This is a genomic window from Nocardia sp. NPDC049190 (assembly GCF_040648115.1).
Lineage (GTDB): Bacteria > Actinomycetota > Actinomycetes > Mycobacteriales > Mycobacteriaceae > Nocardia.
In genome coordinates, this window is record NZ_JBEZDE010000010.1 from 84,011 (window position 1) to 106,659 (window position 22,649).

At 67.6% G+C, this 22,649-nt stretch carries 23 protein-coding genes; 14 read left to right on the plus strand and 9 right to left on the minus strand.

The features are described from left to right. Positions 1 to 46: 46 nt before the first annotated feature. A complete protein-coding gene (locus AB0B25_RS11560; protein WP_357177183.1) occupies positions 47 to 343 on the minus strand; it encodes a thiamine-binding protein in 297 nt (98 codons plus the stop codon). Positions 344 to 431: 88 nt separating this feature from the next. Between AB0B25_RS11560 and AB0B25_RS11565 the strand changes: the two genes are divergently transcribed. From AB0B25_RS11565 to AB0B25_RS11595, 7 genes are all read left to right on the plus strand, one after another. Beyond that, positions 432 to 1,424 (plus strand): WYL domain-containing protein, encoded by a 993-nt coding sequence (locus AB0B25_RS11565; RefSeq protein WP_357177185.1) that lies wholly within the window; start codon positions 432 to 434, stop codon positions 1,422 to 1,424. A gap of 109 nt (positions 1,425 to 1,533) precedes the next feature. Beyond that, positions 1,534 to 2,514 (plus strand): YafY family protein, encoded by a 981-nt coding sequence (locus tag AB0B25_RS11570; RefSeq protein ID WP_357177186.1) that lies wholly within the window; start codon positions 1,534 to 1,536, stop codon positions 2,512 to 2,514. A 139-nt stretch (positions 2,515 to 2,653) separates the two neighbouring features. Beyond that, on the plus strand, positions 2,654 to 3,703 hold the full coding sequence (locus tag AB0B25_RS11575) for a 2-dehydropantoate 2-reductase (RefSeq protein ID WP_357177188.1): 1,050 nt from the start codon (positions 2,654 to 2,656) through the stop codon (positions 3,701 to 3,703). A 63-nt stretch (positions 3,704 to 3,766) separates the two neighbouring features. Further along, positions 3,767 to 4,030: a Sec-independent protein translocase subunit TatA gene (gene tatA, locus AB0B25_RS11580; RefSeq protein ID WP_357177190.1), complete on the plus strand. Its 264-nt coding sequence runs from the start codon at positions 3,767 to 3,769 to the stop codon at positions 4,028 to 4,030. Positions 4,031 to 4,129: 99 nt separating this feature from the next. Next, positions 4,130 to 5,083: a twin-arginine translocase subunit TatC gene (gene tatC / locus AB0B25_RS11585; RefSeq protein ID WP_357177192.1), complete on the plus strand. Its 954-nt coding sequence runs from the start codon at positions 4,130 to 4,132 to the stop codon at positions 5,081 to 5,083. 2 nt (positions 5,084 to 5,085) lie between these two features. Beyond that, positions 5,086 to 7,788: an RNA helicase gene (locus AB0B25_RS11590; protein ID WP_357177194.1), complete on the plus strand. Its 2,703-nt coding sequence runs from the start codon at positions 5,086 to 5,088 to the stop codon at positions 7,786 to 7,788. A 193-nt stretch (positions 7,789 to 7,981) separates the two neighbouring features. Beyond that, complete coding sequence (locus AB0B25_RS11595) at positions 7,982 to 8,662, plus strand: DUF4333 domain-containing protein (RefSeq protein WP_357177196.1); 681 nt, start codon at positions 7,982 to 7,984, stop codon at positions 8,660 to 8,662. Positions 8,663 to 8,779: 117 nt separating this feature from the next. On the opposite strand, the gene AB0B25_RS11600 is transcribed toward AB0B25_RS11595, so the two are convergent. Then, positions 8,780 to 9,748 carry a 5'-3' exonuclease gene (locus tag AB0B25_RS11600; RefSeq protein WP_357177198.1) on the minus strand — a complete coding sequence of 323 codons (969 nt, stop codon included), beginning with the start codon at positions 9,746 to 9,748 and terminating at the stop codon, positions 8,780 to 8,782. A gap of 332 nt (positions 9,749 to 10,080) precedes the next feature. Between AB0B25_RS11600 and AB0B25_RS11605 the strand changes: the two genes are divergently transcribed. Continuing rightward, positions 10,081 to 11,208, plus strand: coding sequence for a Xaa-Pro peptidase family protein (locus AB0B25_RS11605; protein WP_357177200.1), 1,128 nt, complete (start codon positions 10,081 to 10,083; stop codon positions 11,206 to 11,208). A 136-nt stretch (positions 11,209 to 11,344) separates the two neighbouring features. Here AB0B25_RS11605 and AB0B25_RS11610 read toward each other — a convergent pair whose 3' ends face one another. Beyond that, complete coding sequence (locus AB0B25_RS11610; RefSeq protein ID WP_357177202.1) at positions 11,345 to 11,788, minus strand: PPOX class F420-dependent oxidoreductase; 444 nt, start codon at positions 11,786 to 11,788, stop codon at positions 11,345 to 11,347. Positions 11,789 to 11,928: 140 nt separating this feature from the next. On the opposite strand from AB0B25_RS11610, the gene AB0B25_RS11615 reads away from it, so the two are divergent. Genes AB0B25_RS11615 through AB0B25_RS11630 form a run of 4 tightly spaced genes read left to right on the plus strand, consistent with a single transcriptional unit; the run spans position 11,929 to position 15,417 of the window. Further along, on the plus strand, positions 11,929 to 12,684 hold the full coding sequence (locus AB0B25_RS11615) for an SDR family NAD(P)-dependent oxidoreductase (RefSeq protein WP_357177204.1): 756 nt from the start codon (positions 11,929 to 11,931) through the stop codon (positions 12,682 to 12,684). Then, complete coding sequence (gene cbiE / locus AB0B25_RS11620) at positions 12,681 to 14,021, plus strand: precorrin-6y C5,15-methyltransferase (decarboxylating) subunit CbiE (RefSeq protein WP_357177206.1); 1,341 nt, start codon at positions 12,681 to 12,683, stop codon at positions 14,019 to 14,021. Before AB0B25_RS11615 ends, cbiE begins: the two co-directional genes overlap by 4 nt. Positions 14,022 to 14,032: 11 nt before the next feature. Beyond that, complete coding sequence (locus AB0B25_RS11625; protein WP_357177208.1) at positions 14,033 to 14,656, plus strand: hypothetical protein; 624 nt, start codon at positions 14,033 to 14,035, stop codon at positions 14,654 to 14,656. Continuing rightward, a complete protein-coding gene (locus AB0B25_RS11630) occupies positions 14,653 to 15,417 on the plus strand; it encodes a cobalt-precorrin-6A reductase (protein ID WP_357177360.1) in 765 nt (254 codons plus the stop codon). Before AB0B25_RS11625 ends, AB0B25_RS11630 begins: the two co-directional genes overlap by 4 nt. A 31-nt stretch (positions 15,418 to 15,448) precedes the next feature. Here the strand turns inward: AB0B25_RS11630 and AB0B25_RS11635 are convergent, their stop codons facing one another. From AB0B25_RS11635 to AB0B25_RS11655, 5 genes are all read right to left on the minus strand, one after another. Then, positions 15,449 to 15,997, minus strand: a complete 549-nt coding sequence (locus AB0B25_RS11635) for a PadR family transcriptional regulator (protein ID WP_357177210.1) — start codon at positions 15,995 to 15,997, stop codon at positions 15,449 to 15,451. Between the two features lie 152 nt (positions 15,998 to 16,149). Continuing rightward, a complete protein-coding gene (gene cobJ / locus AB0B25_RS11640) occupies positions 16,150 to 17,730 on the minus strand; it encodes a precorrin-3B C(17)-methyltransferase (protein WP_357177212.1) in 1,581 nt (526 codons plus the stop codon). Further along, positions 17,727 to 18,362: a precorrin-8X methylmutase gene (locus AB0B25_RS11645; RefSeq protein WP_357177214.1), complete on the minus strand. Its 636-nt coding sequence runs from the start codon at positions 18,360 to 18,362 to the stop codon at positions 17,727 to 17,729. Before AB0B25_RS11645 ends, cobJ begins: the two co-directional genes overlap by 4 nt. Before the next feature lie 267 nt (positions 18,363 to 18,629). Next, positions 18,630 to 19,484, minus strand: coding sequence for an MBL fold metallo-hydrolase (locus AB0B25_RS11650; RefSeq protein ID WP_357177216.1), 855 nt, complete (start codon positions 19,482 to 19,484; stop codon positions 18,630 to 18,632). Positions 19,485 to 19,574: 90 nt separating this feature from the next. Continuing rightward, entirely contained in the window at positions 19,575 to 19,991 is a 417-nt protein-coding gene (locus tag AB0B25_RS11655) for a MerR family transcriptional regulator (protein ID WP_357177218.1), read from the minus strand. 197 nt (positions 19,992 to 20,188) lie between these two features. Here AB0B25_RS11655 and AB0B25_RS11660 point away from each other — a divergent pair, with 197 nt between their 5' ends. Next, positions 20,189 to 21,127, plus strand: coding sequence for an oxidoreductase (locus tag AB0B25_RS11660; protein ID WP_357177220.1), 939 nt, complete (start codon positions 20,189 to 20,191; stop codon positions 21,125 to 21,127). Positions 21,128 to 21,202: 75 nt separating this feature from the next. Here AB0B25_RS11660 and AB0B25_RS11665 read toward each other — a convergent pair whose 3' ends face one another. Next, positions 21,203 to 21,640 (minus strand): Lrp/AsnC family transcriptional regulator, encoded by a 438-nt coding sequence (locus AB0B25_RS11665; RefSeq protein WP_357177222.1) that lies wholly within the window; start codon positions 21,638 to 21,640, stop codon positions 21,203 to 21,205. A gap of 137 nt (positions 21,641 to 21,777) precedes the next feature. Between AB0B25_RS11665 and ddaH the strand changes: the two genes are divergently transcribed. Continuing rightward, a complete protein-coding gene (gene ddaH / locus AB0B25_RS11670) occupies positions 21,778 to 22,644 on the plus strand; it encodes a dimethylargininase (RefSeq protein WP_357177224.1) in 867 nt (288 codons plus the stop codon). Positions 22,645 to 22,649: the final 5 nt, after the last annotated feature.

Consider the following 22,649-nt stretch of genomic DNA (forward strand, 5'->3'; position numbering starts at 1 on the left):
TTTCCGGGCCGGTCGAGCGACCGGCCCGGTGTCGTTCCGACGCGGATTACTCGTGTGCCAAGTACCGCTCGATCGTCGCCACCTTCGCGGTCATCGCGTCCGTCACGCCGGGCCGGATGTCGGCTTTGAGTACCAGGCTGCACCGCGGCGCCACCGCGATGACCGCGTCGGTCGCCTGCTTGACCACGCCCATCACCTCGTCCCATTCGCCCTCGACGGTGGTGAACATGGCGTCGGTGTGATTGGGCAGGCCACTGGCGCGCACGACGCGGACCGCTTCGGCGACGGCTCGCCCGACGTCGGTACCGGCGCCGATCGGAGTAACGGAGAAGGCGATGATCATGTATTGATGATGCCCGCATCGCACGCGTGACCGAATGAATCGCGCGCCGCCGCGCGGTGTCGGCCCGGTGCCGATTACCCTCTATCGGGTGGCGATATCCAAGGTCGAGCGGCTGATGAATCTGGTCATCGCGCTGCTGTCGACCCGTCAGTTCTTGACCGCGGAGCGGATCCGGGACAGTGTCGCGGGATACGAGGACTCCGCCAGCGACGAGGCGTTCAGCCGGATGTTCGAGCGGGACAAGAACGAACTCCGTGATCTGGGCATTCCGCTGGAAGTCGGACCGGTGGGCCGGTACTCGACGATCGAGGGCTACCGGATCAACCGGGATGCCTACGAACTACCCGATATCGACCTGACCGACGAGGAAGCCGCCGCTGTCGCGGTCGCCGTGCAGATGTGGGAATCGCCCGAGTTGGCCGCCGCTGCGGAGGGCGCACTGCTCAAACTGCGCGCCGCGGGCATCCACGTGGAGACCGATGCCGCCGTCGCGTCGGTACCCGCCGTCCCCGCCCGCACTCGCGGCTCGGAGCCGGTGCTCGGCAAACTACTGGCAGCGATCGACGCAGGCCAGGCGGTCCGGTTCGAGCATCGTGGTGCGATCAATGCCCCCTACCTGATGCGCGATGTCGAGCCATGGGGCGTGGTCACCCATCACGGCCGCTGGTACCTGGTCGGACACGACCGGGATCGGGACGCGGTGCGTAGTTTCCGCCTGTCCCGGATCGGTGACGATGTGACCGCCTACGGGCCGCGCAACGCGGTGCACAAACCGCACGGGGATCTTCGCGCGATTGTCGACCGCGTCACCAGTTCGGCGCCGGTCAGCGGCTCGGCTACGGTGTGGATCGCCGACGGACGAGGCCGGGAGATCCGCAGGCTCGGCCAGGTGACCGGTGCACGCACGATCGGTCGGCGCGCGGGCGCCGTGGTGGAACTGCCGGTTCGCTCGTGGGATTGGGTGGCCCGGCTCATCACCGGTCTCGGTCCGGATGCGGTGGTGCTCGCGCCCGAGGAACTCAGGACCGATGTCATCGCTCGGCTGCGCTCGGTGTTCGACCATACCGAGGTCCGGGCATGAGCGAGCGGCGATCGACACAGCCGCCCGGCGCGGGCGTTCGGGGAGCCGGGTGCGCGCGAGGAGCAGGCATGAGCGCGGGGGCATCAGGTGCGGTGGGCGAGGTGACGCGGTGAGCTCGAGGCTCTCGGTGCGTCTGTCGCGGCTGCTCAACATGATCCCGTACTTCATCGCGCACCCCGGCATCAGCGCCGCCGATGCCGCCGCCGACCTGGGCGTGACCACCAAGCAGCTGATGAGCGACCTGAATCAGCTGTGGATGTGTGGGCTGCCCGGATATGGTCCTGGCGACTTGATCGACCTGTCGTTCTCCGAGGAGAGCATCGAGGTCACCTTCTCCGCCGGAATCGACCGGCCGCTGCGGCTGACCTCCACCGAGGCGACCGCACTGCTGGTCGCACTGCGTTCGATCGTGGACATGCCAGGCATGGTCGACCCGACCGCGGCGCACGCGGCCATCGCCAAGATCGAATCGGCGATCGCGGGCGGGGCGCCCCGGGCCGGCGAGGCGGGCGAGGCTCGCACGCCGCCACGGGAGGCGCCCGCCGTGGCCACCGTGCGGTCGGCGCTGGCGGGCGGGCGCGCGCTGCGCCTGGTGTACTACTCCGCCAGCCGCGACGTGGTCTCCGAACGGGTGGTCGACCCGATCCGTATCGTCCTGGTGGACAACAACAGCTATCTGCAGGCGTGGTGCAGGCAGGCCGAGGGCGTCCGGCTGTTCCGTTTCGACCGGATCGAGGCCGCGGTCGAGCTGGACGAACAGGCCCGGCCGCCCGAGCACGCCACGGAAGCGGAAGCTGGGCTCGACCTGTTCCAGGACGACCCGGCGGTTCCTTTGGCGCGCTTGCGAATTCACGCCGACTACGCTTGGGTACTCGATCAGTATCCAATGCATCGCCTCGCGGTGCATCTCGATGGCAGTCTGGAGGCGACCATGCGGTTCGCCACCCTGGACTGGATGGCGCGGCTGCTGCTCGGCTTCGGCGCCGGCGTCACGGTCCTCGGACCGCCGGAACTGGTCGCCGCGGTGCGGGAACGCTCGAACGCCGCCCTGGCCGCCTACGAGGAAGCCGGATACCCGGAGGCTCGATGAGGGACGACCCAACAGCGCCGTTACGCCGCGGACCGGACGTCGCAATACACACTGGAGGATCGATGCGGAGTAGTCGGCCTCCCGGTGACGGCTCGGCCCGAACGAAGGTGTTCTCTCGAATGTCGGAGGCTGGAACGGCGTGAAGAATCGCGTGCTCGTGGTCGGAGCGGGCAGTATCGGCACCTTCGTCGGCGGCAAGCTGGGGGTGGCTGGAGCGGACGTCACGTTGGTCGGTCGAGCATGGTTGCTGGACGAGATCACCTCCTCGGGGCTGCGACTGACCGACCTCGATGGCGGTGACGATGTCTTGGCCGCCGACGAGTTCCACGTCGCCACCGAGCCGGAGGATGTCGGATCGGCGGACCTGGTGCTGGTCACAGTGAAATCGGCGGCGACCGCGGATGCGGTCCGCCCGCTCGGCGGCAAGATCCGGCCGGGCACCGTGGTGCTGAGTTTGCAGAACGGTATCGGCAACGACAGTGTGATCCGGGAGATCCTGCCGAACTGTGTGGTTTTGGCGGGCATGGTGATGTTCAATGTCGTGCACCATCCCGACGGCCGCTTCCATCGCGGCACCGAGGGCAAGCTCGCGGTCCAGGACGATCCCGCGCTCGCGCCGTTCGTCGATGTCTTCGAGCAGGCCGGACTCGGGTTGCGCCGGTATCCCGACCTGCGTCGGGTGCAGTGGGCGAAGCTGTTGCTCAACCTCAACAACCCGATCAACGCGTTGTCCGGGCGGCCGCTGCGTGCGGAACTCGCCGATCGCGACTACCGTCGCTGTCTCGCGCTGACCCAGCGTGAAGCGCTGGCGGTGATGAACAAGGCGCGAATTCGCCCGGCCAGGCTGACACCGCTGCCGCCGCGGGTGATGGCGGCGCTGCTGACCGCCCCCGACGGCTTGTTCCGGCGGGTGTCCGGGCGGGTCCTCGCCATCGATCCGGAGGCACGCTCCTCCATGGCGGACGATCTGCACCTCGGTCGCAAGACCGAAATCTCCTGGCTGTGTGGCGAGATCGTCGGCCTGGGTGCGATGGTCGGGGTCGCGACACCGGTGAACCAGCGGCTGATCGAGTTGATCGTGGCCGCCGAACAGGGTGATCGGCGGAGCTGGACCGGGCCGCAACTGCTCACCGAACTGCGCGCCGCCGCGGCAGGCGGCGCGGTCGAACGCCCGGCAAACAAGCAGTGACGGCAGCGTTCGCGCACGTCACGGTCCGGTAGCATCGAATCATCACAGTCTTGGGAGGTAATTATGGGCAGTCTGAGCATCTGGCACTGGCTGATCATTGCGGTGGTTTTCGTGATGTTCTTCGGCGCGAAGCGGATGCCCGACGCGGCCCGCAGTCTGGGCCGCTCCTTGCGCATCTTCAAGAGCGAGGTCAGCCAGATGCAGAACGAGGGCGCCTCGTCGACCGCCACCGCGCCGACCCAGCAATCCACGCCGCAGCTTCCGTCCGCGCAGCAGGTCACGCCGTCGGCCACCGAGCAACCGCGCACCGAGCCGAAGTCGGTCTGAGCGGACAAGCTCGCGACGGGGTGAGGAAGGACCTCACTCCGGACTCAGCGCTGTTGCCGAGGTCAGCACGGCACGTCAACCCAGGGGTTATCACCGACCATGCGAATCCCGTTCGATCCGCGGCGCAGTAAGCGCAGGACCAATCCCGACGGCACCATGTCGTTGGTCGAGCATCTGCAGGAGCTGCGTTACCGCCTGCTGATCTCGATCGTCGCGGTGATCGTCACCACGGTGCTCGGGTTCCTCTGGTATGCGCACTCGTTCTTGGGCATCGAGAGCCTCGGTGAGATTCTTCGCGGGCCGTACTGTTCGCTGCCCGCGTCGGCACGCGCGTCGCTCACTCCGGATGGCGAGTGCCGGCTACTGGCCACCGCGCCGTTCGAGCAGTTCACACTGCGCCTGAAGGTCGGGATGACCGCAGGCGTCGTGTTGGCCGCGCCGATCTGGCTGTATCAACTGTGGGCGTTCATCACGCCCGGCCTGTACGCCAAGGAACGCAAGTACGCGATCGGGTTCGTGTCCGCCGGAACGGTGCTGTTCGCGACCGGTGCGGTGCTTGCCTACATCGTCATCGCGCACGCCCTCAGCTTTCTGCTCACCATCGGCGACAATGTTCAGATCACTGCGCTGAGTGGTTCGCAGTACTTCGGCTTCATCATCAACCTGCTCGTCATCTTCGGCGTCAGCTTCGAAACCCCGTTGCTGATCATCGGATTGAACCTGGTCGGGCTGCTGACCTACCAGCGGCTCAAGGCGTGGCGGCGCGGCATCACGTTCGGCCTGTTCGTCTTCGCCGCCGTCGTCACCCCGCAGGACCCCTTCTCCATGCTCGCGCTCGCGCTGGCGCTGACCGTCCTGTTCGAGGTCGCCATTCAGTTCTCCCGGATCAACGACGTGCGTCGTGCCCGCAGGGAGCAGGAAGGATGGGGCGCGCTGTCCGATGCGGAAGCGTCCGATGTGAGTGAGCCCGAGCCGATCGATCCGGCGGAGTCGGTCACGACGACGCCGACGAAATCCCCGCGCTCGGTGTCGGACTACTCCGATACCCTCTGACAGTGACAGATCACCAGTCGCAGACGGGCGAGTTGGCTGCTTTCTCCATCGAGCTGAAGTTCGAGCTCGATCCGTTTCAGCGCACTGCGTGTCAGGCGCTCGAGGATGGCCACAGCGTGCTGGTATGCGCCCCGACCGGCGCGGGCAAGACCGTTGTCGGTGAATTCGCGGTACATCTGGCGCTCGCGGCGGGTGGAAAGTGCTTCTACACCACACCGATCAAAGCGCTGTCGAACCAGAAGTTCGCCGACTTCACCGAGCGGTACGGCCGCGACAGTGTCGGCCTGCTGACCGGTGACCAGTCGATCAACCCGGACGCACCGGTGATCGTGATGACCACCGAAGTCCTGCGCAATATGTTGTACGCCTCCTCCGACGCGTTGCGCGGGTTGTCGTATGTGGTGATGGACGAGGTGCACTACCTCGCCGATCGATTCCGCGGGGCGGTGTGGGAGGAGGTCATCCTGCATCTGCCGCCGGACGTCCGGCTGGTCAGCCTGTCGGCCACGGTCAGCAACGCGGAGGAATTCGGCGCGTGGATGGAGACGGTGCGCGGCGACACTGCCGTGGTCGTCGACGAGACCCGGCCGGTGCCGCTGTGGCAGCACGTCATGGTGGGGCGGCGGATGTTCGATCTGTTCGACACGAAGTCCACCGACCAGAAGGTGCTGGTCGACGAGGATCTGGTGCGGTTCATCCAGCAGCGCGAGGCCGCCGACCGGATGAACGGCTGGGCTGGTCCACGCCACGGCCGCGGTGGTCCACGTCGCGATTTTCGTCCGCTACCACGGCCCGAAGTGCTGGCCACACTGGACGACGAGGGCTTGCTGCCCGCGATCACGTTCATCTTCAGCCGGGCAGGCTGTGATGGAGCGTTGGCGCAGTGCCTACGCTCACGGCTGGACTTGAGCCGCGCGGACGAACGCGACGAGGTCGACGCGATCATCGACAAGCACACCGGTGATCTGCCCAAGGCCGATCTGGAGGTGCTCGGCTACTGGGAGTGGCGCGAGGCGCTGCAGCGGGGTTTGGCCGCGCATCATGCGGGCATGTTGCCCGCGTTCCGGCACACCGTCGAGGAACTGTTCGTCAACGGACTGGTTCGCGCCGTATTCGCCACGGAGACACTGGCACTCGGCATCAACATGCCCGCGCGCACCGTTGTGCTCGAGCGGCTGGTGAAGTTCAATGGCGAGTCGCACGCGGAGCTGACACCGGGGGAGTACACCCAGCTGACCGGGCGAGCGGGGCGGCGCGGCATCGATGTCGAAGGCCACGCGGTGGTGCTGTGGCAGCCCGAGGTGGACACCAGTGCGGTCGCGGGCCTGGCCTCCACCCGTACCTATCCGCTGCGCAGCTCCTTCCGTCCGGGCTACAACATGTCGATCAACCTGATCGACCGGATGGGCGCCGATGAGTCGCGCGCCTTGCTGGAGCGGTCGTTCGCCCAATTCCAGGCGGATCGCTCGGTGGTGGGGTTGGTGCGTGGCATCGAGCGCAACGAGGCCACATTGCGCAAGTTGGGCGACGAGCTGGGCGGCGCCGAAGGCGGCTTCCTGGCATACCTCGCACTGCGCGAGCGGATCAAGCAGCGCGAACGGCAGTTGGCACAGCAGGGCCGAGCCGATCGGCGGGGTGCGGCAGTGGCTGCCCTGGTCGCGCTGCGGCGTGGCGACGTGGTGGCGATTCCGTCCGGGCGGCGCGCCGGGCTCGCGGTGATCCTCGAGCCGGATTCGACGCCTGGGGATCCGCGTCCGTTGGTGCTCACCGAGGACAAATGGGCGGGCCGGGTGTCGGTAGCGGACTTCCCGGTGCCCGCCGAGGCGCTGGGGCATATGCGGTTGCCGCGCCGGGTCGATCATCGGACCGCACATATCCGTCGTGATCTGGCGTCGGCGCTACGCAGCACCGGAATCTCGGCGCCGGGCAGGGCACGGCGGGGCAAGCGTTCGGCGGCCGCCGACGATCGGGAGCTGGCAACGCTGCGCCGCAGCCTGCGCGCGCATCCCGCGCATACGAGGCCGGACCGCGAGCAGATGGCCAGGGTGGGTGATCGTTACAACCGGCTACTGCGCGAGACCGAGGCCATGCGCCAGAAGGTTGCCGCGACCACCAACTCGTTGGCGCGCACCTTCGATCGGATCCTCGGGTTGTTGGAGGAGCGCGGGTTCGTGCACGAGAGCGAGGTGACCGCCGACGGGCGCAGGTTGGCTCGTATCTACGCCGAAAGCGACCTGTTGGTCGCCGAGTGCCTGCGGCAGGGTCTGTGGCGCGGCCTCGGCCCCGCCGAACTGGCCAGCGTGGTCTCGATCCTGGTGTACGAATCGCGTCAAGAGGGTGGATATCTCGGTGCGAGTGGACCGACGGCGCCGATCCGACGGGCGGTCGGCGCGACGATCGGAGTGTGGACCGGGTTGCGGTCGGACGAAGCGCGGCACAAACTGCCGCCGACCAGAGAACCGGATCTCGGCTTCGTCACCGGCTTCTACAAGTGGGCGCGCGGGGACGGGTTGGCCGACTCGTTGCTGGCCAGCGGGGACCAAGGCGCGCCACTATCGGCGGGCGATTTCGTGCGCTGGTGTAGACAGGTGATCGATCTGCTGGATCAGATTCACAGTACCGCCGACGACTCCGAGATCGCGGCGACGGCGGCCAAGGCGGTGCGGGCGATCCGGCGGGGTGTCGTCGCGGTGGACGCCGCCTGAGCGGTATGAGCACAGTGTCGGCGTCGGCGTGCGTCACCATGGAGGCGCCGCCGGCGCTGCCGACATCAACACAGTTGATTCGATTGTGATTTGATTTCTTTCGCGTACCGACCGTGGCGGAACAGTCGTGTTATGCGACGGGCCCCACGCGGGGGGCTACCGTGTGTACAACGATGCGAGTGGAGGCAAGCAGATGAGCGGCCCTTATGGACCGAACGACCCTGGGGAGGGACGCAACGATCCCACCCAGCAGTGGGGCGGACAGCAGGCACCCGGCGGTGCCGGCTCCGCGCAGCAATGGGGTGGACAACCGCAGTCCCCGGCTTCGGCCCAGCCGACCCAGCACTGGGGTGAGCAACAGCCGCAGCAACAGTGGGGGCAACCGCACCAGCAGTGGGGTCAGCAGCCGCAGCAACCGCAGTGGGGTCAGCAGCCCGCCCAACCGGGTCAGCCGCAGTGGGGCCAACCCCAGCAGCAGGACTGGGGCCAGCAAGGCCAGCAGCCGCAGTGGGGTCAGCAGCAGCCCCAGTGGGGAGCTCAGCAGACACCGCCGCAGCAGGGTGGAAAGGGCAAAGGCCTTGTTATCGGCCTGTCCGTGCTCGCTGTCGTGGTGCTCGGTGCGATCGTCGCCCTCGTTCTGGCGCTGACCGCCAAAGACAAACTCGACCAAGCCGCGGTACAGGACGGCGTCAAGAAGGTGTTGTCGGATTCCTACGGCATCCAGGATGTCAGCGACGTCTCCTGCCCGTCCGGCCAGGAAGTCAAGGTCGACGCCGCCTTCGAGTGCAGCCTGAAGGTCAGCGGCGAGTCGAAGAAGGTGACCATCAAGATCACCAAGGAGGACGGCACCTACGAGGTCGGCCGCCCCAGCTAGTTCCCGGTCCGCTCGCATCCCGGTGCGGCCCACGCGAGTGTGGGCCGCACCGCCGAGATCGGCGTCGAGATCGAGCAGCCCCATCGCGATGTGCGCGATGGGGTTTTCTGTGTGGCGTCAGGTGGTGCGTGCGGTGCTCAGGGCGGAGATCAGGCGGGTGATCGGACTCTCGGCGTTGTAGGCGGTGGCGAGGTCCCGCAATCGAGCCGGGTCGGCGGGTTCGGTCGGGAGCACATCGCTGCGGGACAGTTCCACGTCGGCGTCGCACACAACCCGCACGACAGGTGCCGCGGCCTTCAGATAGTCTTCCGCGGCACGAAGTTTGGCGCGCATGCCATGGGCGAGGTCGGCGTCCGGGTCGTCCACGGCCGCGCGTAGCGCGTCGAGCGAACCGAAGCGCGAGATCAGCATCGACGCGGATTTCTCGCCGATCCCCGCGACACCGGGCAGGCCATCGGAAGCGTCGCCGCGCAGCGTGGCCAGATCGGCATACGCCCGACCCGCATTCTGTTGTGGCACACCGTATTTCGCGGAGACCTCGGCCGGCCCGAACAGCTCCGCCTTGGCCAAGCCGCGCCCCGCGTACAGCACGCGTACCGGGGGTGTCGGGTCGTCCCGCACGAGTTGGAGCAGATCGCGGTCACCGCTGACGACGATGACCGCGTCGTCGCGTTCGCGGGTGGCCAGGGTGCCGAGTACGTCGTCGGCCTCCAGCCCGGCCGCCCCGCCGGTCGCGACGCCCGCTGCGTCGAGTACCTCCAGAATCATCGCCACCTGGGGGGTCAGCGTGTCCGGAACCAGCTCGGCGCCGGGCGCGGCGTCCGGGGTGCTGTCGAGCCGGTGCGCTTTGTAGGACGGCACCAGATCGACTCGATAGGCGGGCCGCCAGTCCAGATCCAGGCACACCACCAGTCTGCTAGGCGTGTGCTTGGCGATCAGCGACGCCACCATGTCGGTGAAACCGCGTAGCGCGTTCACCGACCTACCGTCCGGCGCGGTGATCTTGTCCGGAATCGCGTGAAAAGCACGGAACCACAGACTGGCTCCATCCAGCAGCAACAGGGGCCCACCAGCAGCAGAGGTCACGGGCTGAGGCTACTCGCCTGCTCTGACATCACCCCGGCGAACGGAAGGCCCATCGGCGAGATCGCGGCACCGACGCCGGTGTCGACCTGTTCTGTCCAACGGGGTATTCACCCGCTGGGCACGCAATGTCTTGATAGACGAACGGATGGCGATATCGGCGCGCCGACAGTCAGACGAGCGTGACGATGGTCGGAAGGTGCTGATGGCGCATGGTGGTCGAGGTGTGAACCCGCGGTGACCGCGCGGTTGTGTCGTCGCGGTTGTTGTCGTCGTAGTGGGCGCTGCCACGGTTCGAGTTCATCCGAGGTCGGCCGACGGGTAACGTCGGACGGATGAGCTCCCATCCAGATTCCAGGTTCGCGGCGGACGTCTATGGTGCTCGGGTCGAGCGTGCGGTGGAGCTGATGCGGGCCGCTCATCTGGACGCCTTGCTGATCACCCCGGGGCCGGATCTGCGCTATCTGATCGGGTCAGCGGCCGAGTCCTTCGAGCGGTTGACCTGTCTGGTGATCCCCGCGGACGGCGCGACCCCGTCGGTGGTGATCCCGAAACTGGAGCTCGCCTCGCTGGACGATTCAGCGGTAGGCGAATTGGGGTTGCAGGTACTGGACTGGGTCGACGGCACCGACCCGTACGGCGTGGTGAAGTCCGCGCTGCATGTCGGTTCCCGGGTGGCCGTGGCCGACGCCATGCCCGCGCTGCACCTGCTGCCGCTCGCGGAATCGTTCACCGGCCTACCCGTGTCCGCCACTCCGGTGCTGCGCGAACTGCGCATGATCAAGGACGCCGCCGAGGTGGACGCGCTGCGCCGCGCGGGCGCCGCGATCGACCGGGTACACGCGCGGATGAGTGAGTTCCTGCAGGTGGGTCGCACCGAAGCCGAGGTCGGCGCCGACATCGCCGCCGCCATCGTGGCCGAGGGGCACACTGAGGCGGCGTTCGTCATCGTGGGCAGTGGTCCGCATGGCGCCGATCCGCATCATGGCGTGTCGCAGCGGCGCATCGAGGCCGGGGACGTGGTGGTCATCGACATCGGCGGTCCGGTCGAGCCCGGCTACTACTCCGACTCGACGCGGACGTATGTGCTGGGCGACCCGGACGCCGAGGTAGCCGCGCGGTGCGCCGAACTGGAGCGCGCCCAAGCCGCCGCGGCCGCGGCCGTCCGCCCGGGAGTCACCGCCGCCGCGATAGATGCCGCCGCCCGAAACCCGTTGACCGAGGCGGGTTTCGGCCGCGAGTTCGTACATCGCACCGGCCACGGTATCGGCCTGTCGGTCCATGAGGAGCCCTACATCGTGGAAGGTAACGACGTGGTCCTGCAGCCGGGCATGGCATTCAGCATCGAGCCCGGTATCTACTTTCGTGGCCGGTGGGGCGCCCGCATCGAGGACATTGTCGTTGTCACCGCCGACGGCAGCGAATCGATGAACAACCGCCCCCATGGACTCACCGTTCTATGACCTGTCGGTGCGCCGGGACATGGCCGTGGCGGGACTTCGTCGCGACGCGGCCGGCCATCAACACTCGCCGTGCGGGAGCCTCGGCATAAGTCGAGCCGGAGCCCTCGAGGCGCCCGGTCGCTCGGTCTGCCCAGGATCAGGCAAAGGCGCCGTTGCCTGCGGGACTGCCGTCGGTTGCCGAAGCGGTAAGGGTGCTGCTGGACAAGACCCGTCGGACCTGGATGGCGATCACGACACGGGTGGGGTTCTCCCGGGGCACCCGGTAGCGGCCCGCGTAGCGGCGCACCGCCGTGGCGACGTCGTCCGGGTCGTCGAGCACGGTCGCCGGGCCTTCCAGCGTGATCCAGCGAATGCCGTCGACCTGACTGACCGCCGCGTAACCGGAGCGGCGCACGTTGCGAACCTTCACCGATCCGTCGTTGGTGATCACCCGCGCGATTCCGGTCTCTTGGTCCCAGGTGAACCCGACCGCCACGACGTGTGGTGTTCCATCCGCGCGCAAGGTCGTCAGGGTGGCGAGGTGCCGCTCGCCCACGAACTCCAAGGCACCAGGCGACAACTCGGCAATACTCGTCGGCATCCCTCGACCGTAGTCCGCACCCCACCGCGTACTGTCCACCGCCCCCCGACGAGTGGCACTCGGGTGTGACACAACCAGGGAGCGCTCGCGGCGATGTGCCACTCGTCGAGCGGCGCGGCAGCGATGACAGACTGGGGCATATGGGAACGCGAGGGTTGGCCGAGGGCGTGGTCTTGGTGCTCGGGGGGCGTAGCGAGATCGGGCTCGAGGTCGCACGGCGGCTGGCGCCGGGGCGGGTGGTGGTCCTCGCCGCGCGGCGCAGCCAGGAGTTGGCGCCGAACAGCGCGGAGGTCATGAGCGCCGGAGCGACCGCGGTGCACACTGTCGAGTTCGAGGCCGACGATACGTCCGCTCATCCGGCGATGCTGGAGAAGATCGTGGCCGAACACGGGCGGATCGGCATCGCGGTACTCGCGTTCGGCGTGCTCGGCGACCAGTTGCGCGCCGAACAGGACCCGGCTCACGCGATGGCGATCCTGCGCACCGATTTCGTCGCGCAGGCCGGGATGCTCACCCTCCTGACGAACCTGCTACGTGCCCAGGGCGACGGGCAGATCGTCGTGTTCAGCTCGGTTGCCGGCGTCCGGGTCCGCCGCGCCAACTATGTCTACGGATCGGCCAAGGCCGGCCTCGACGGTTTCGCGAGCGGACTCGCGGACGCGCTGCATGGCAGCGGCGTACATCTCCTGCTGGTTCGCCCCGGCTTCGTCATCGGCCGCATGACCGAGGGAATGTCGCCGGCGCCGTTTTCCAGCACCCCGGACCAAGTTGCCGCGGCCACGGTGGCAGGGCTGCGCAAGCGGGCGGGCCGGGTCTGGGTGCCCCGGATCCTGCGGCCGGTATTCTTCGCGATGCGCCTACTGCCCCAACCGATTTGGCGTCGGATGCCGCGGTGACGAGCTCTGCTGTGTCGTGGACCGGACCCAGGATCGCGGTCGTCGGGATCGGCGCCGATGGGTGGGACGGTCTCGGCCGTCCCGCGCGGGAAGCCATCGGCGCCGCCGCGGTGGTGTTCGGTTCCGCACGACAGCTCGCGCTGGTGCCGGAAACGGCCGCGGGCAAACGGGTGACGTGGCCGTCGCCGTTGCTCCCGGCGCTGCCCGGGCTGCTCGAGTCGTATGTCGGGGTGCGGCTATGCGTCTTGGCCAGCGGTGATCCGATGTTCTTCGGCATCGGCGTCACCCTGGCCCGACTCTTCGGGCCGCGGGCGCTGCAGGTGCTGCCGCAGCCGTCGTCCGCGTCGCTGGCCTGCGCGCGACTCGGGTGGTCGCTGGCCGACACGCCGGTGGTGAGTGTGGTGGGACGTGCGCTGTCGGCCGTGCTGCCCGAGTTGGTGGACCGCGGGCGTCTTTTGGTGCTCAGCGCCGACGAGCACACACCAGGGCAGTTGGCGGAGTTGTTGAGAGGCCATGGTTTCGGCGCGTCCGAACTGACTGTCCTCGAGCAACTCGGCGGACCCGCCGAACAGATCGGTACCGGCGTCGCGCAGCGGTGGCAGCGCCCAGCCGGTGACCCGCTGAACATCGTCGCGATCAGCTGCGTGGCCGACGCGGATCAGGTGCGCGCCACGCGGTTGCCCGGCCTACCGGACCAGTTGTTCGGCGGCGATGGGCAGCTCACCAAGCGGGAGGTCCGCGCACTGACGCTGGCGGCGCTGGCCCCGGCTCCGGGAGAACTGCTGTGGGACGTCGGGGGCGGCTCGGGCAGTATCGCGATCGAATGGTGCCGCGCGCATCCAGGCAACCGCGCCGTGACCTTCGAGCGGCTCGAGCGCCGACGGCGGCAGATCGCCGACAACGCCGCCGCGCTCGGAGTCGGGCACATCGTGGTGCGCGGTGAGCTGTTCGAGGAGGTCGGTCACGCTGAGATCGCTTCTCCGGAGGCAATTTTCGTCGGTGGTGGACTCACGCAGGATGGTCTTCTCGGGACATGCTGGGCGCAGCTGCGACCGGGCGGCCGGCTCGTGGCGAACGCGGTGACCGCCGAGTCGGAATCGCTCCTGCTGACCTGGGCCGCCGCGCAGGGCGGTGAGCTGCGAAAGTTCCAGATCTACCGTGCCGAGCCGCTCGGATCCTCGACGGCTTGGCGGCCTCAACTCCCGGTGACACAGTGGTCGGTGGTGAAGTCGGCCGCCCGATCGGTCCAGATTTCTCCGCCGAATCGGGAACGTGTTGCCGGTCACGCGGTAGGGTCGGGGCCGAGTTTCGAGCATGATCGGAATAACGGTTTCTGACGGAGAGATAGATGCGATACAAGAAGTTCGCCGCGACCGCACTGATGGCCGCTGCCGCAACCGGCGTCACCGCCGGCACCGCTTACGCCGCGCCCGCGCCCGCGCCGCCCGCGGCGCAGGACCAGGCCGCCGCCTCGCCCACGGTCACGGGAACCGACCAGGGCGTTGGGTACCTGCTGCAGATCGCCAACGCGGGTAAGTCCCTGGTCACCAGCGTGACCGGCGGCACGTTCAGCCTGGATTCCGACCAGCAGTCGGTCAGCCTGAAGAATTCCACGGGTGACACGGTCACCACGATTCCGCTCACCGCGACGGCCAAGGGGCAGCCGGTCCAGATCGCCGCGAACATCGCCGACGAGGGCAAGCAGCTGACCTTGACCCCGCAGGTGGCGCCGACCGCGAACGCACCGGTCGCCGCCGAGTTCGTCGGCGCGCAGGAGTGGTTTTTCGCCGAGTTGCAGCGCGCTTCGCTCGGTGCCGCGGTCGGCGGGCTGATCGGCGCCGCCATCGGCATCCTGTTCTTCGGGGTCGGCATCCTGCCCGGCGCGGTACTCGGCGCACTCGTCGGTCTCGCCGTCGCGGGCGGACCGTCGCTGCTGAACGCGGGCATCGCCTACTTCAGCGGACAACCCTGAGAATTCTGATTCTGGGCGGCACCCGGGAAGCCAGGGAACTCGCCCACATCGCTTCCGGCGAGCGAGGATTCGAGATCGTTTCCTCGCTCGCCGGACGTGTGCGTACGCCTCTGCTGCCCGAGGGAGCGGTCCGGATCGGTGGCTTCGGCGGCGCTGAGGGGCTGCGTGACTGGGTGGTGGCCAACGGCATCGATGCCGTAGTCGACGCCACCCATCCGTTCGCGGCCGCAATCAGCGCCAACGCGGCTGCGGCCGTCAGAGATTCGGGCGTGCCGCTGGTATGTCTGCGTCGGCCGAGCTGGTCGCGGCAGATGGGCGACCGGTGGGTTCGCGTTCCGGATCTCGCCGCCGCCGCACAGGCGGTCACCACACTCGGTGAACGTGTTTTCCTCACCATCGGCCGCCAAGGTGTGCGGGCTTTCGCTGGTCTGGGCGGACAATGGTTCCTGATCCGCGCGATCGATCCACCCGAAGGCCCGCTGCCGCCGAATCACGAAATGCTGCTGGCTCGCGGCCCTTTCACCGTTGAGGGCGAGTCGCGGCTGATCGCGCAGCACCGGATCGATGTGCTGGTCAGCAAGGACAGCGGTGGCGACCAGACCGACGCCAAACTGATTGCCGCACGTGCGGCGGGTATTCCGGTCGTGGTCATCGATCGTCCGGAGTTCCCCGAGTGCGCTGTGCTGGTGGAAACCGTTGCACAAGCTTGGGATTGGCTACGCGCTGCCGCAGTCGCGGCCAGCGGCGAACGACGGGAGTGACCGACAGCTTCCGACCGCGTACGCGTGTCTGTCACGGTGCGGGTGACCAGGCGACGCCGAGCAGCTCCGGCAGATGGTCGAACCACTCGAGCACGGCCCGCTCATAGCGGATGCCGAAGTCCAGCGTCGCTCGCGCGAATGACGACATCGTCGCCGGATCCTCGGCGAGGTACTTCGTGAGCCGGCCCTGGTGGATCTCGCGATTGGTCGCGACGATGTGTTCGAGCCGATTGCGATCGAGGTGCTCACCGAAGGAGAGAGTGAGCAACAGCGGCACCCGGATCGTTTCGCCGCCGGGATCGCGTGCGATCCATTCCAGGAATTCTTCCCGTCCTGCGTCGGTGATGTGATAGGGCGTCCGTTCCCGAGCTCCGGTCTCGCCTTTCTGGACGAGCCCCGCCGCGTCCATCGACCCGAGCTCGCGATAGACCTGACTCTGCGTAATCGTCCAGAAATCGCCGATGCGGTCCTGCGCTTCGGCCACCAGATCCCATCCCGACATGGGGCCTTCGTGGAGAAATCCGAGCAACGACGCTGCCGTGGAGTTCAACGGCTTGCGCGTGGTCGCGGTGTTCGTCAACGCCAGCTCCCTCCGGTCTCAACATTCCATAGTGGAATGTTATACCCACTGGGTCAATTATGGGTAGCCGACCGGCCGGTGGAGACGGGCGAGCGTCTGGGGCATACCCCGCCGTCGCTGAGGTCCCACCGATCTCCGGTTGTCACGCGATCCTACGTGCCGTCGCCCGTCGCCTCGCGTACGCGACCGTACCGCCGGGAGGTGTAGACCCGGGTGCCCTGGTCGGACTCGAGCGCGACAGTGGTGGAGGCGCCGATGATCATCAGCGTCCGCATGTCCACATCCGCGGGGTCGAGATCGCCTAGTGTCACCACTCGGACCGTCTCGGCGGGCCCGCCGACATCGCGCCCGAGCACCACCGGTGTGTCGGACTTGCGATATTCCAGCAACAGGTCCCGCATCGCGCCCACCTGCCAGGTGCGTTGTGACGAAGCGGGATTGTAGACCGCGATCGCCATGTCGGCCGCCGCGACGGCGGAAAGGCGTTGCGCGACAACCTCCCATGGTTTGAGTCGATCCGACAGCGAGATCATCGCGTAGTCGTGTCCGAGCGGAGCGCCGACGCGGCTCGCGACGGCGTTGGCCGCGGTGAGCCCGGGAAGTACGCGAACCGACACCCCGCGCCATTGCGGATCCGCGGATTCCTCCAGCACCGCCGCCGCCATCGCGAAAACCCCCGGGTCGCCCGACGAGACGACCGCTACCCGTGCGCCTCGCTTGGCCAGGTCCAGGGCCATAGCGGCGCGCTCGGACTCCACGCGATTGTCGGTGGCGTGCCGGTGCTGGCCCGGTCGCTCCGGAACCCGGTTCAGATAACTGGTATAGCCCACCAGATCGGTGGCCTCATCCAAGGCGGCGCGTACTTCGTCGGTGGTCCACTCCGGCGCACCGGGGCCGAGGCCGACCACGACCACCTCGCCGACGTCCGCGTGCTGCGCCGTGTGCGCGGCGTGGACGCGTCGACCGGCATCCCAACTCGTGTTCACCCAGGGGGGCGGGGTGGTCGGCTCCGGGCCGGGCACCAGGGTAATGGCGAAGTAGGGCACCTCGGCAGCGTCGACCGAGTCGGCGTGCAGTACTCGCTGCTCGGTCGTGCTCGCGCGTTCGACGTAGTACGCGTCGGCGAGTCGGTCGGAGTTCGACAGTGCCTGGTGTACAGCAGGATAAGTGCGACCGAGTTTCATGATCGCGGCAGCGTCGGTATCCCGCAATCGCCGGGAGAGCTCATCGACCGGCATGGTGCCGGGCAGAATCGTCAGCACCTGATCGCCCTCGACCAGCGGTGTGCCCAATGCGGCCGAAGCCGCGCTCACCGAGGTGATGCCGGGGATGATCTCGACTTCGAAGCGGTCGGCCAGGCGACGGTGCATGTGCATGTACGAGCTGTAGAACAGCGGATCGCCCGCGGCCAGTAGCGCGACCGAACGGCCCGCTGCCAGGTGGCGGGCGAGACGCTGGGCGGCATGCTCGTAGAATTCGTCGATCGCGCCCTGGTAGCCGCCGGGATGGTCGGTGGTCTCGGTGGTCACCGGGTAGACGAGGTGCTCCTCCAGCTGGCCGGGGCGCATATATGGTGCGGCGATGCGGCGGGAGATACTACGACCGTGGCGTGCGCTGTGGAACGCGATGACATCGGCAGCGCCGATCACCCTGGCCGCCTTGACCGAAACCAGCTCGGGATCGCCGGGGCCGAGCCCGACGCCCCAGAGTTTGCCCGGCGCGGCAGTACTCATTCCTGTTCGCTCGCAATCGCATTCAGCGCTGACGCGGTGATGCCGCTGCCGCCTCGTCTGCCGCGGACCGTGAGGTACTCGACGTCGCCGTAACCGATCAGCGCGTCCTTGGATTCAGCGGCGCCGACGAACCCGACCGGGATGCCGAGCACGGCCGCGGGACGGGGCGCTCCGGCGTCGAGGAGGTCGAGCAGGTGGAACAAGGCCGTCGGGGCGTTGCCGATAGCGACGACCGCGCCGTCGAGTCGGTCGCGCCACAGTTCGAGCGCGGCGGCGGAACGGGTAGTCCCCGTGGCCGCCGCCAGTTCCGGCACCCGCGGATCGGCGAGGGTGCAGATCACGTCGTTGTCGGCCGGTAGTCGTCGGCGAGTCACCCCCGAGGCGACCATGGTCGCGTCGCACAGAATCGGTGCTCCCGCCCGCAGCGCCGTCCGCGCAGAAGCCACGACCCCGGGCGAGAACGCGATGTCCGTCGCGAGATCCACCTGGCCGCAGCCGTGGATCATCCGCACGACCACCTGCGCCACGTCCGGGGGAAAACCACTCAGATCGGCTTCGGCACGGATCGTCGCGAACGAGCGCCGGTAGATCTCGGCTCCGTCGGTCAGGTAGCTGGTACGTACGTCGGGCATGCGGTCCACCCTAGTGAGTCAGTCCTCGTGCCGATCGTGGGCTCGGCCGGTGCGGCGACGCAGGGCCGACAACGTATGTCGTCCGGGGCCGCTGTGCTGGCGGTGGAGGTGGCTTCCGCACCACGCAGTCGGCATCCTCACGGGCGCATCGAACCGCGTCCGGGCGATCACCGCCTGGTGCGCCCGCGGTCGGTCCGATGTCTATGCCGGTACAGCCGACCAACCCTCGTGGATGTCGACCCGGCCGGCCGCACTCTCCGGAACCACTCAACTCTCCAGTTCGTACCCGCCGTCACCAGTCGGCGCCACGTGGCCCGCCGTCGGTCCTGAGAAGTGCGTGCCGATGAGGAGGGCGCGGGTGCGGGCGAGTTCGTCGAGCATCGAGCGCCTGGTTTCGACGGCCTGCACCGGGTCGTGGTCCCCGCCGGAGACCCACTCGGGATGTGTGAACTGGACGGGATGATGGATGAAATCCCCGGTGATGAGCGCGTGTTCACCCCGCGACTCGAGCAGTACGCTCGTGTGGCCGGGGGTGTGGCCCAGTGTGGGGACGAGCCGGACCTCAGGCGTGATCTGCTCGTCGGTCGCAACCAGATCGATCAGCCCGGCCTCGATCAGTGGACTCACGGAGTCGGCGAAGAGCTCCGATGTTCCCTGCCCTCCCGCTTCCTGAGCGTGCGCGAACTCGGTCCGGGCGAAAAGGTGCCGGGCGTTGGGGAAGGTGGGAACCCATGTGCCGTTGACCATTCTGGTGTCCCAGCCCGCGTGGTCGACGTGCAGGTGGGTGCACAGCACGATGTCGATGGCTTCGGGAGGGGATGCGGTTTCCGTCAGATCATGCAGATACCTGCCGTCGAGCCCGTTCCACGCTGGCACAGGACGTCCTTGCTTGCCATTGCCCAGCCCCGTGTCGGCGATGATCCGACGCGTCGGTGTCATCACGACAAAGGAATGAATGCTGGTCCTCAGCAGGCCTTGTTCGGTGGCGAAGTGCGGATATAGCCAAGGCAGTCGCCGCACGGCCTCCGGAGTGGCCTGCGGGAGCATCAACTCGGTGTTGCCGATCGACTCCAGTTCGGTGATCTTCGTGATCGTGATGTCCCCGAGCGTCCACGTGCTCATTTCGGTCTTTTCTTCCGGGGAGGGCCGTCACGTCCTGACGTTGCCTGAATTTCGCTGCGCAGCGAACTCGGGCGCACCTTGCTGGGCGGCTCACTGCGCAACCGGGTCCGGCTCGCCCTCGGCGACGGTCGGCGTTGTGGACCCGGCGTCCTCCCATGCGTGCAGATATGCCCTGATTGCGCGCCGGTTGCGTTGGAGTACCTCGATGCGTCGTTCGAGGCTGCTCAGTTGACGGCGTAGTCGGTCCAGATCTGTTGTCGCCGGGCACGACGAAGCGTGTGTTTCTTGCTTCGCGGCTTCGAGACAGGGGAGAACCTCGCGGATCATGTCTGTCGTGAAGCCGGCGTCGAGAAGTTCGCGAATCTGCAGTACGCGGTCGATAGCAGGCTCGCCGTAGGTGCGGTAGCCGTTGCCGCTGCGGTACGGGTGCAGGATCCCGACCTCTTCGTAGTAACGAAGCAGCCGCGGCGCGACACCCGTCTTCGCGGCCAGGTCCCCGATCTTCACATCGCTCTCCTCGACTAGGCATGCGTGCGGACGGCGTGTGCCGCACCATCGCACCGATAGGCGACTTCGTCGTCGCCGCTTGACCTTCACATTAGTGGGAAGGTTTAGCTTTTTCAGGTTCCCAGACCTGCCGAAGCGGGTTGATCGAGACCGCGTCGACGAGAAAGCGAGATCAAGAGATGACGACGGGTTCCAGAATGAACGCGAGCAAGCCGGGCGGTGGCGGATGGACCGCGGACCGAATGGCCGGACAGCAGGGTCGCACCTTCGTCGTGACGGGCGCGACCAGCGGTCTCGGCCTGGTGACGGCGCGCGAACTCGCGGCGCATGGTGGTCGGGTATTGCTCGCCGTTCGGGACGCGGCACGGGGAGAGGAGGTGGCGTCCTCGCTGCGTAGGGCGCATCCCGGGGCGGAGGTCGAGGTGCGTCGGGTCGATCTGCTGAATCTGGACTCGATCCGCCGGGCGGCGCAGGAGATCGGCGCGGCGGAGTCCGTCGATGTGCTGATCAACAACGCGGGGATCTCGATGGTCGAGCACTCCGTGACCGAGCAGGGCGCAGAGCGTCATTTCGCCGCGAATCATCTCGGCCACTTCGCGTTCACGGCGCTGCTGGCACCGGCGCTGCGTCGGTCGCCGGCGCCGCGTGTGGTCACCGTGACGTCGTACATGCATGAGAAGGGCGAACTCGATCTGGACGATGTCGCGTGGTCGCGCAAGTACACGCCCCTCGCCGCCTACTCGGCATCGAAGCTGGCCAACGCGGTCTTCGGGGTGGAACTCGCCCGGCGCGAGCAATCGTCGTCGTCGCCGATCGCCAGCATTCTCGCGCACCCGGGCTACAGCAACACACCGATGCAGAACAAAGGCAGCGGGATCATGGGAGTCGCTATGCGCGTTTCCGGAAAACTCTTCGCGCAGAGTCCGGAGATGGGAGCTCTGCCTCAGCTTTTCGCGGCGACCCAGCCCGATCTCACCGGGGGTTCCTACATCGGGCCTGACGGTCGGGGTGGACGTTCTGGACATCCCACACCTGTGCAGCTGTCGGCAGCAGCCCGAGATCCAGAACTCGGCCGTCGCCTGTGGGAGCGTTCGCAGCAGCTGACCGGCATTCGCTGGCACACCGCCGAAGTCTGACCGCGCTGCCCCAGCGGCGAGGACGATCGGGCCGTCGAATGCTGGTGGCGGTGATGAGCGGGGCCGCGGGCCGGATCAGGTTCGCGGCCGCTCGAGGATCCGGGACATGACGATCGAACTGCGGGTGCGTCCGACGCGCGCGTTCTCCCGGATCCGTTCGACGGTCACCTCGATCTCGGCCATGTCGGTGGCCATCACGTGCACCAGGGCGTCGGCCTCGCCCGCGATCGTCCACACACCGACGACCTGGGGGATCGGTTCCAGGCTGCGTTTGAGTTCGGCGGGTGAGATGTTGTCGCGGTAGTAGACCTCGACGTACGCCTCGGTTTTCCAGCCGAGAGCAGCTGGATTGACCAAGGCGGTGAATCCGGTGATCTGTTTGCTCGCGACCAGCCGGTCGACTCGGCGCTTCACCGCCGGTGCGGATAGTCCGACTGCGCCGCCGATCTCCTGGAATGAGGCGCGCGCGTGCTCGAGCAGTCGTTCGAGAATGCGTCGGTCGAGCTCGTCCACTTCGCACCCGCTTCCCGTTCACGCAATGAACAGTTGCTCTGCATGGAATCTACGCAACAAATCATTGTTTCTTGCGCAATAGTAGGCGAATTACGGTCATGGCAGCCGAAAGTTCGCGTCTACCTCCGGGAGCACCGTTGACTTCTGTAGCCACCCTCCAGGCCGAGTTCGCCGCACGTCGCCCGTCATCGCGACGGTTCGTCATGTGCCGACCCGACCACTTCGAAGTCTCCTACTCGATCAATCCCTGGATGAACCCCGACGAGCCCGTCGACCGCGCCCGAGCCATCGACCAATGGGAGACCCTGCGCGCGACCTATCAGGAGCACGGGCACAAGGTCGACGTGGTGCCCGGCATCCCCGGCCTACCGGACATGGTGTTCGCCGCGAACGCGGGGCTGATCGTGGGCGATCGCGCGATGTCGGCCCGCTTCACCCATCCCGAACGCGCCGCCGAGGGCCCGGTCTATCACCGCTGGTTCGCCCGGCACGGCCTGGCCGGGCTGGTCGGAGCCACGGAACTGAACGAAGGAGAGGGCGACTTCCTCCTGGTCGGCGACCGGTTGCTGGCGGGAATGGGGTTTCGCAGCTCCCGTGCGGCGCATGAGGAGGTGTCGCGTCACTTCGAGTTACCCGTGGTGTCCCTGGAACTCGTCGATCCGCGCTTCTACCACCTGGACACGGTACTGCTGCCGCTGGACGCCACGACCGTCGCCTACTATCCGCCCGCGTTCAGCGCGGACGGTCGCGCGGTGCTCGCCGAGCTCTACCCCGACGCGATCGTGGCCACGGATGCCGATGCGGCGGTGCTCGGATTGAACGGCGTCTGCGACGGTGCGAACGTCTTTCTCAGCAGCCGTGCGACCGATCTGAGCGAAGCCCTTCGTGCCCGCGGCTACAACCCGGTCGGCATCGACCTGTCGGAACTGCTCAAGGCGGGTGGCAGCGTCAAGTGCTGCACCCTCGAAATCCACGGGGCGAGGACGAGTCGACGCGCACCGTGATGCGA

Excerpts from the sequence above, each read along its gene's own strand:
- AB0B25_RS11560 (WP_357177183.1), bottom strand. The coding sequence starts at position 343 with ATGATCATCGCCTTCTCCGTTACTCCGATCGGCGCCGGTACCGACGTC.
- tatA (WP_357177190.1), top strand. The coding sequence starts at position 3,767 with ATGGGCAGTCTGAGCATCTGGCACTGGCTGATCATTGCGGTGGTTTTC.
- tatC (WP_357177192.1), top strand. The coding sequence starts at position 4,130 with ATGCGAATCCCGTTCGATCCGCGGCGCAGTAAGCGCAGGACCAATCCC.
- AB0B25_RS11595 (WP_357177196.1), top strand. The coding sequence starts at position 7,982 with ATGAGCGGCCCTTATGGACCGAACGACCCTGGGGAGGGACGCAACGAT.
- AB0B25_RS11605 (WP_357177200.1), top strand. The coding sequence starts at position 10,081 with ATGAGCTCCCATCCAGATTCCAGGTTCGCGGCGGACGTCTATGGTGCT.
- AB0B25_RS11610 (WP_357177202.1), bottom strand. The coding sequence starts at position 11,788 with ATGCCGACGAGTATTGCCGAGTTGTCGCCTGGTGCCTTGGAGTTCGTG.
- AB0B25_RS11615 (WP_357177204.1), top strand. The coding sequence starts at position 11,929 with ATGGGAACGCGAGGGTTGGCCGAGGGCGTGGTCTTGGTGCTCGGGGGG.
- AB0B25_RS11625 (WP_357177208.1), top strand. The coding sequence starts at position 14,033 with ATGCGATACAAGAAGTTCGCCGCGACCGCACTGATGGCCGCTGCCGCA.
- cobJ (WP_357177212.1), bottom strand. The coding sequence starts at position 17,730 with ATGAGTACTGCCGCGCCGGGCAAACTCTGGGGCGTCGGGCTCGGCCCC.
- AB0B25_RS11645 (WP_357177214.1), bottom strand. The coding sequence starts at position 18,362 with ATGCCCGACGTACGTACCAGCTACCTGACCGACGGAGCCGAGATCTAC.
- AB0B25_RS11650 (WP_357177216.1), bottom strand. The coding sequence starts at position 19,484 with ATGAGCACGTGGACGCTCGGGGACATCACGATCACGAAGATCACCGAA.
- AB0B25_RS11660 (WP_357177220.1), top strand. The coding sequence starts at position 20,189 with ATGAACGCGAGCAAGCCGGGCGGTGGCGGATGGACCGCGGACCGAATG.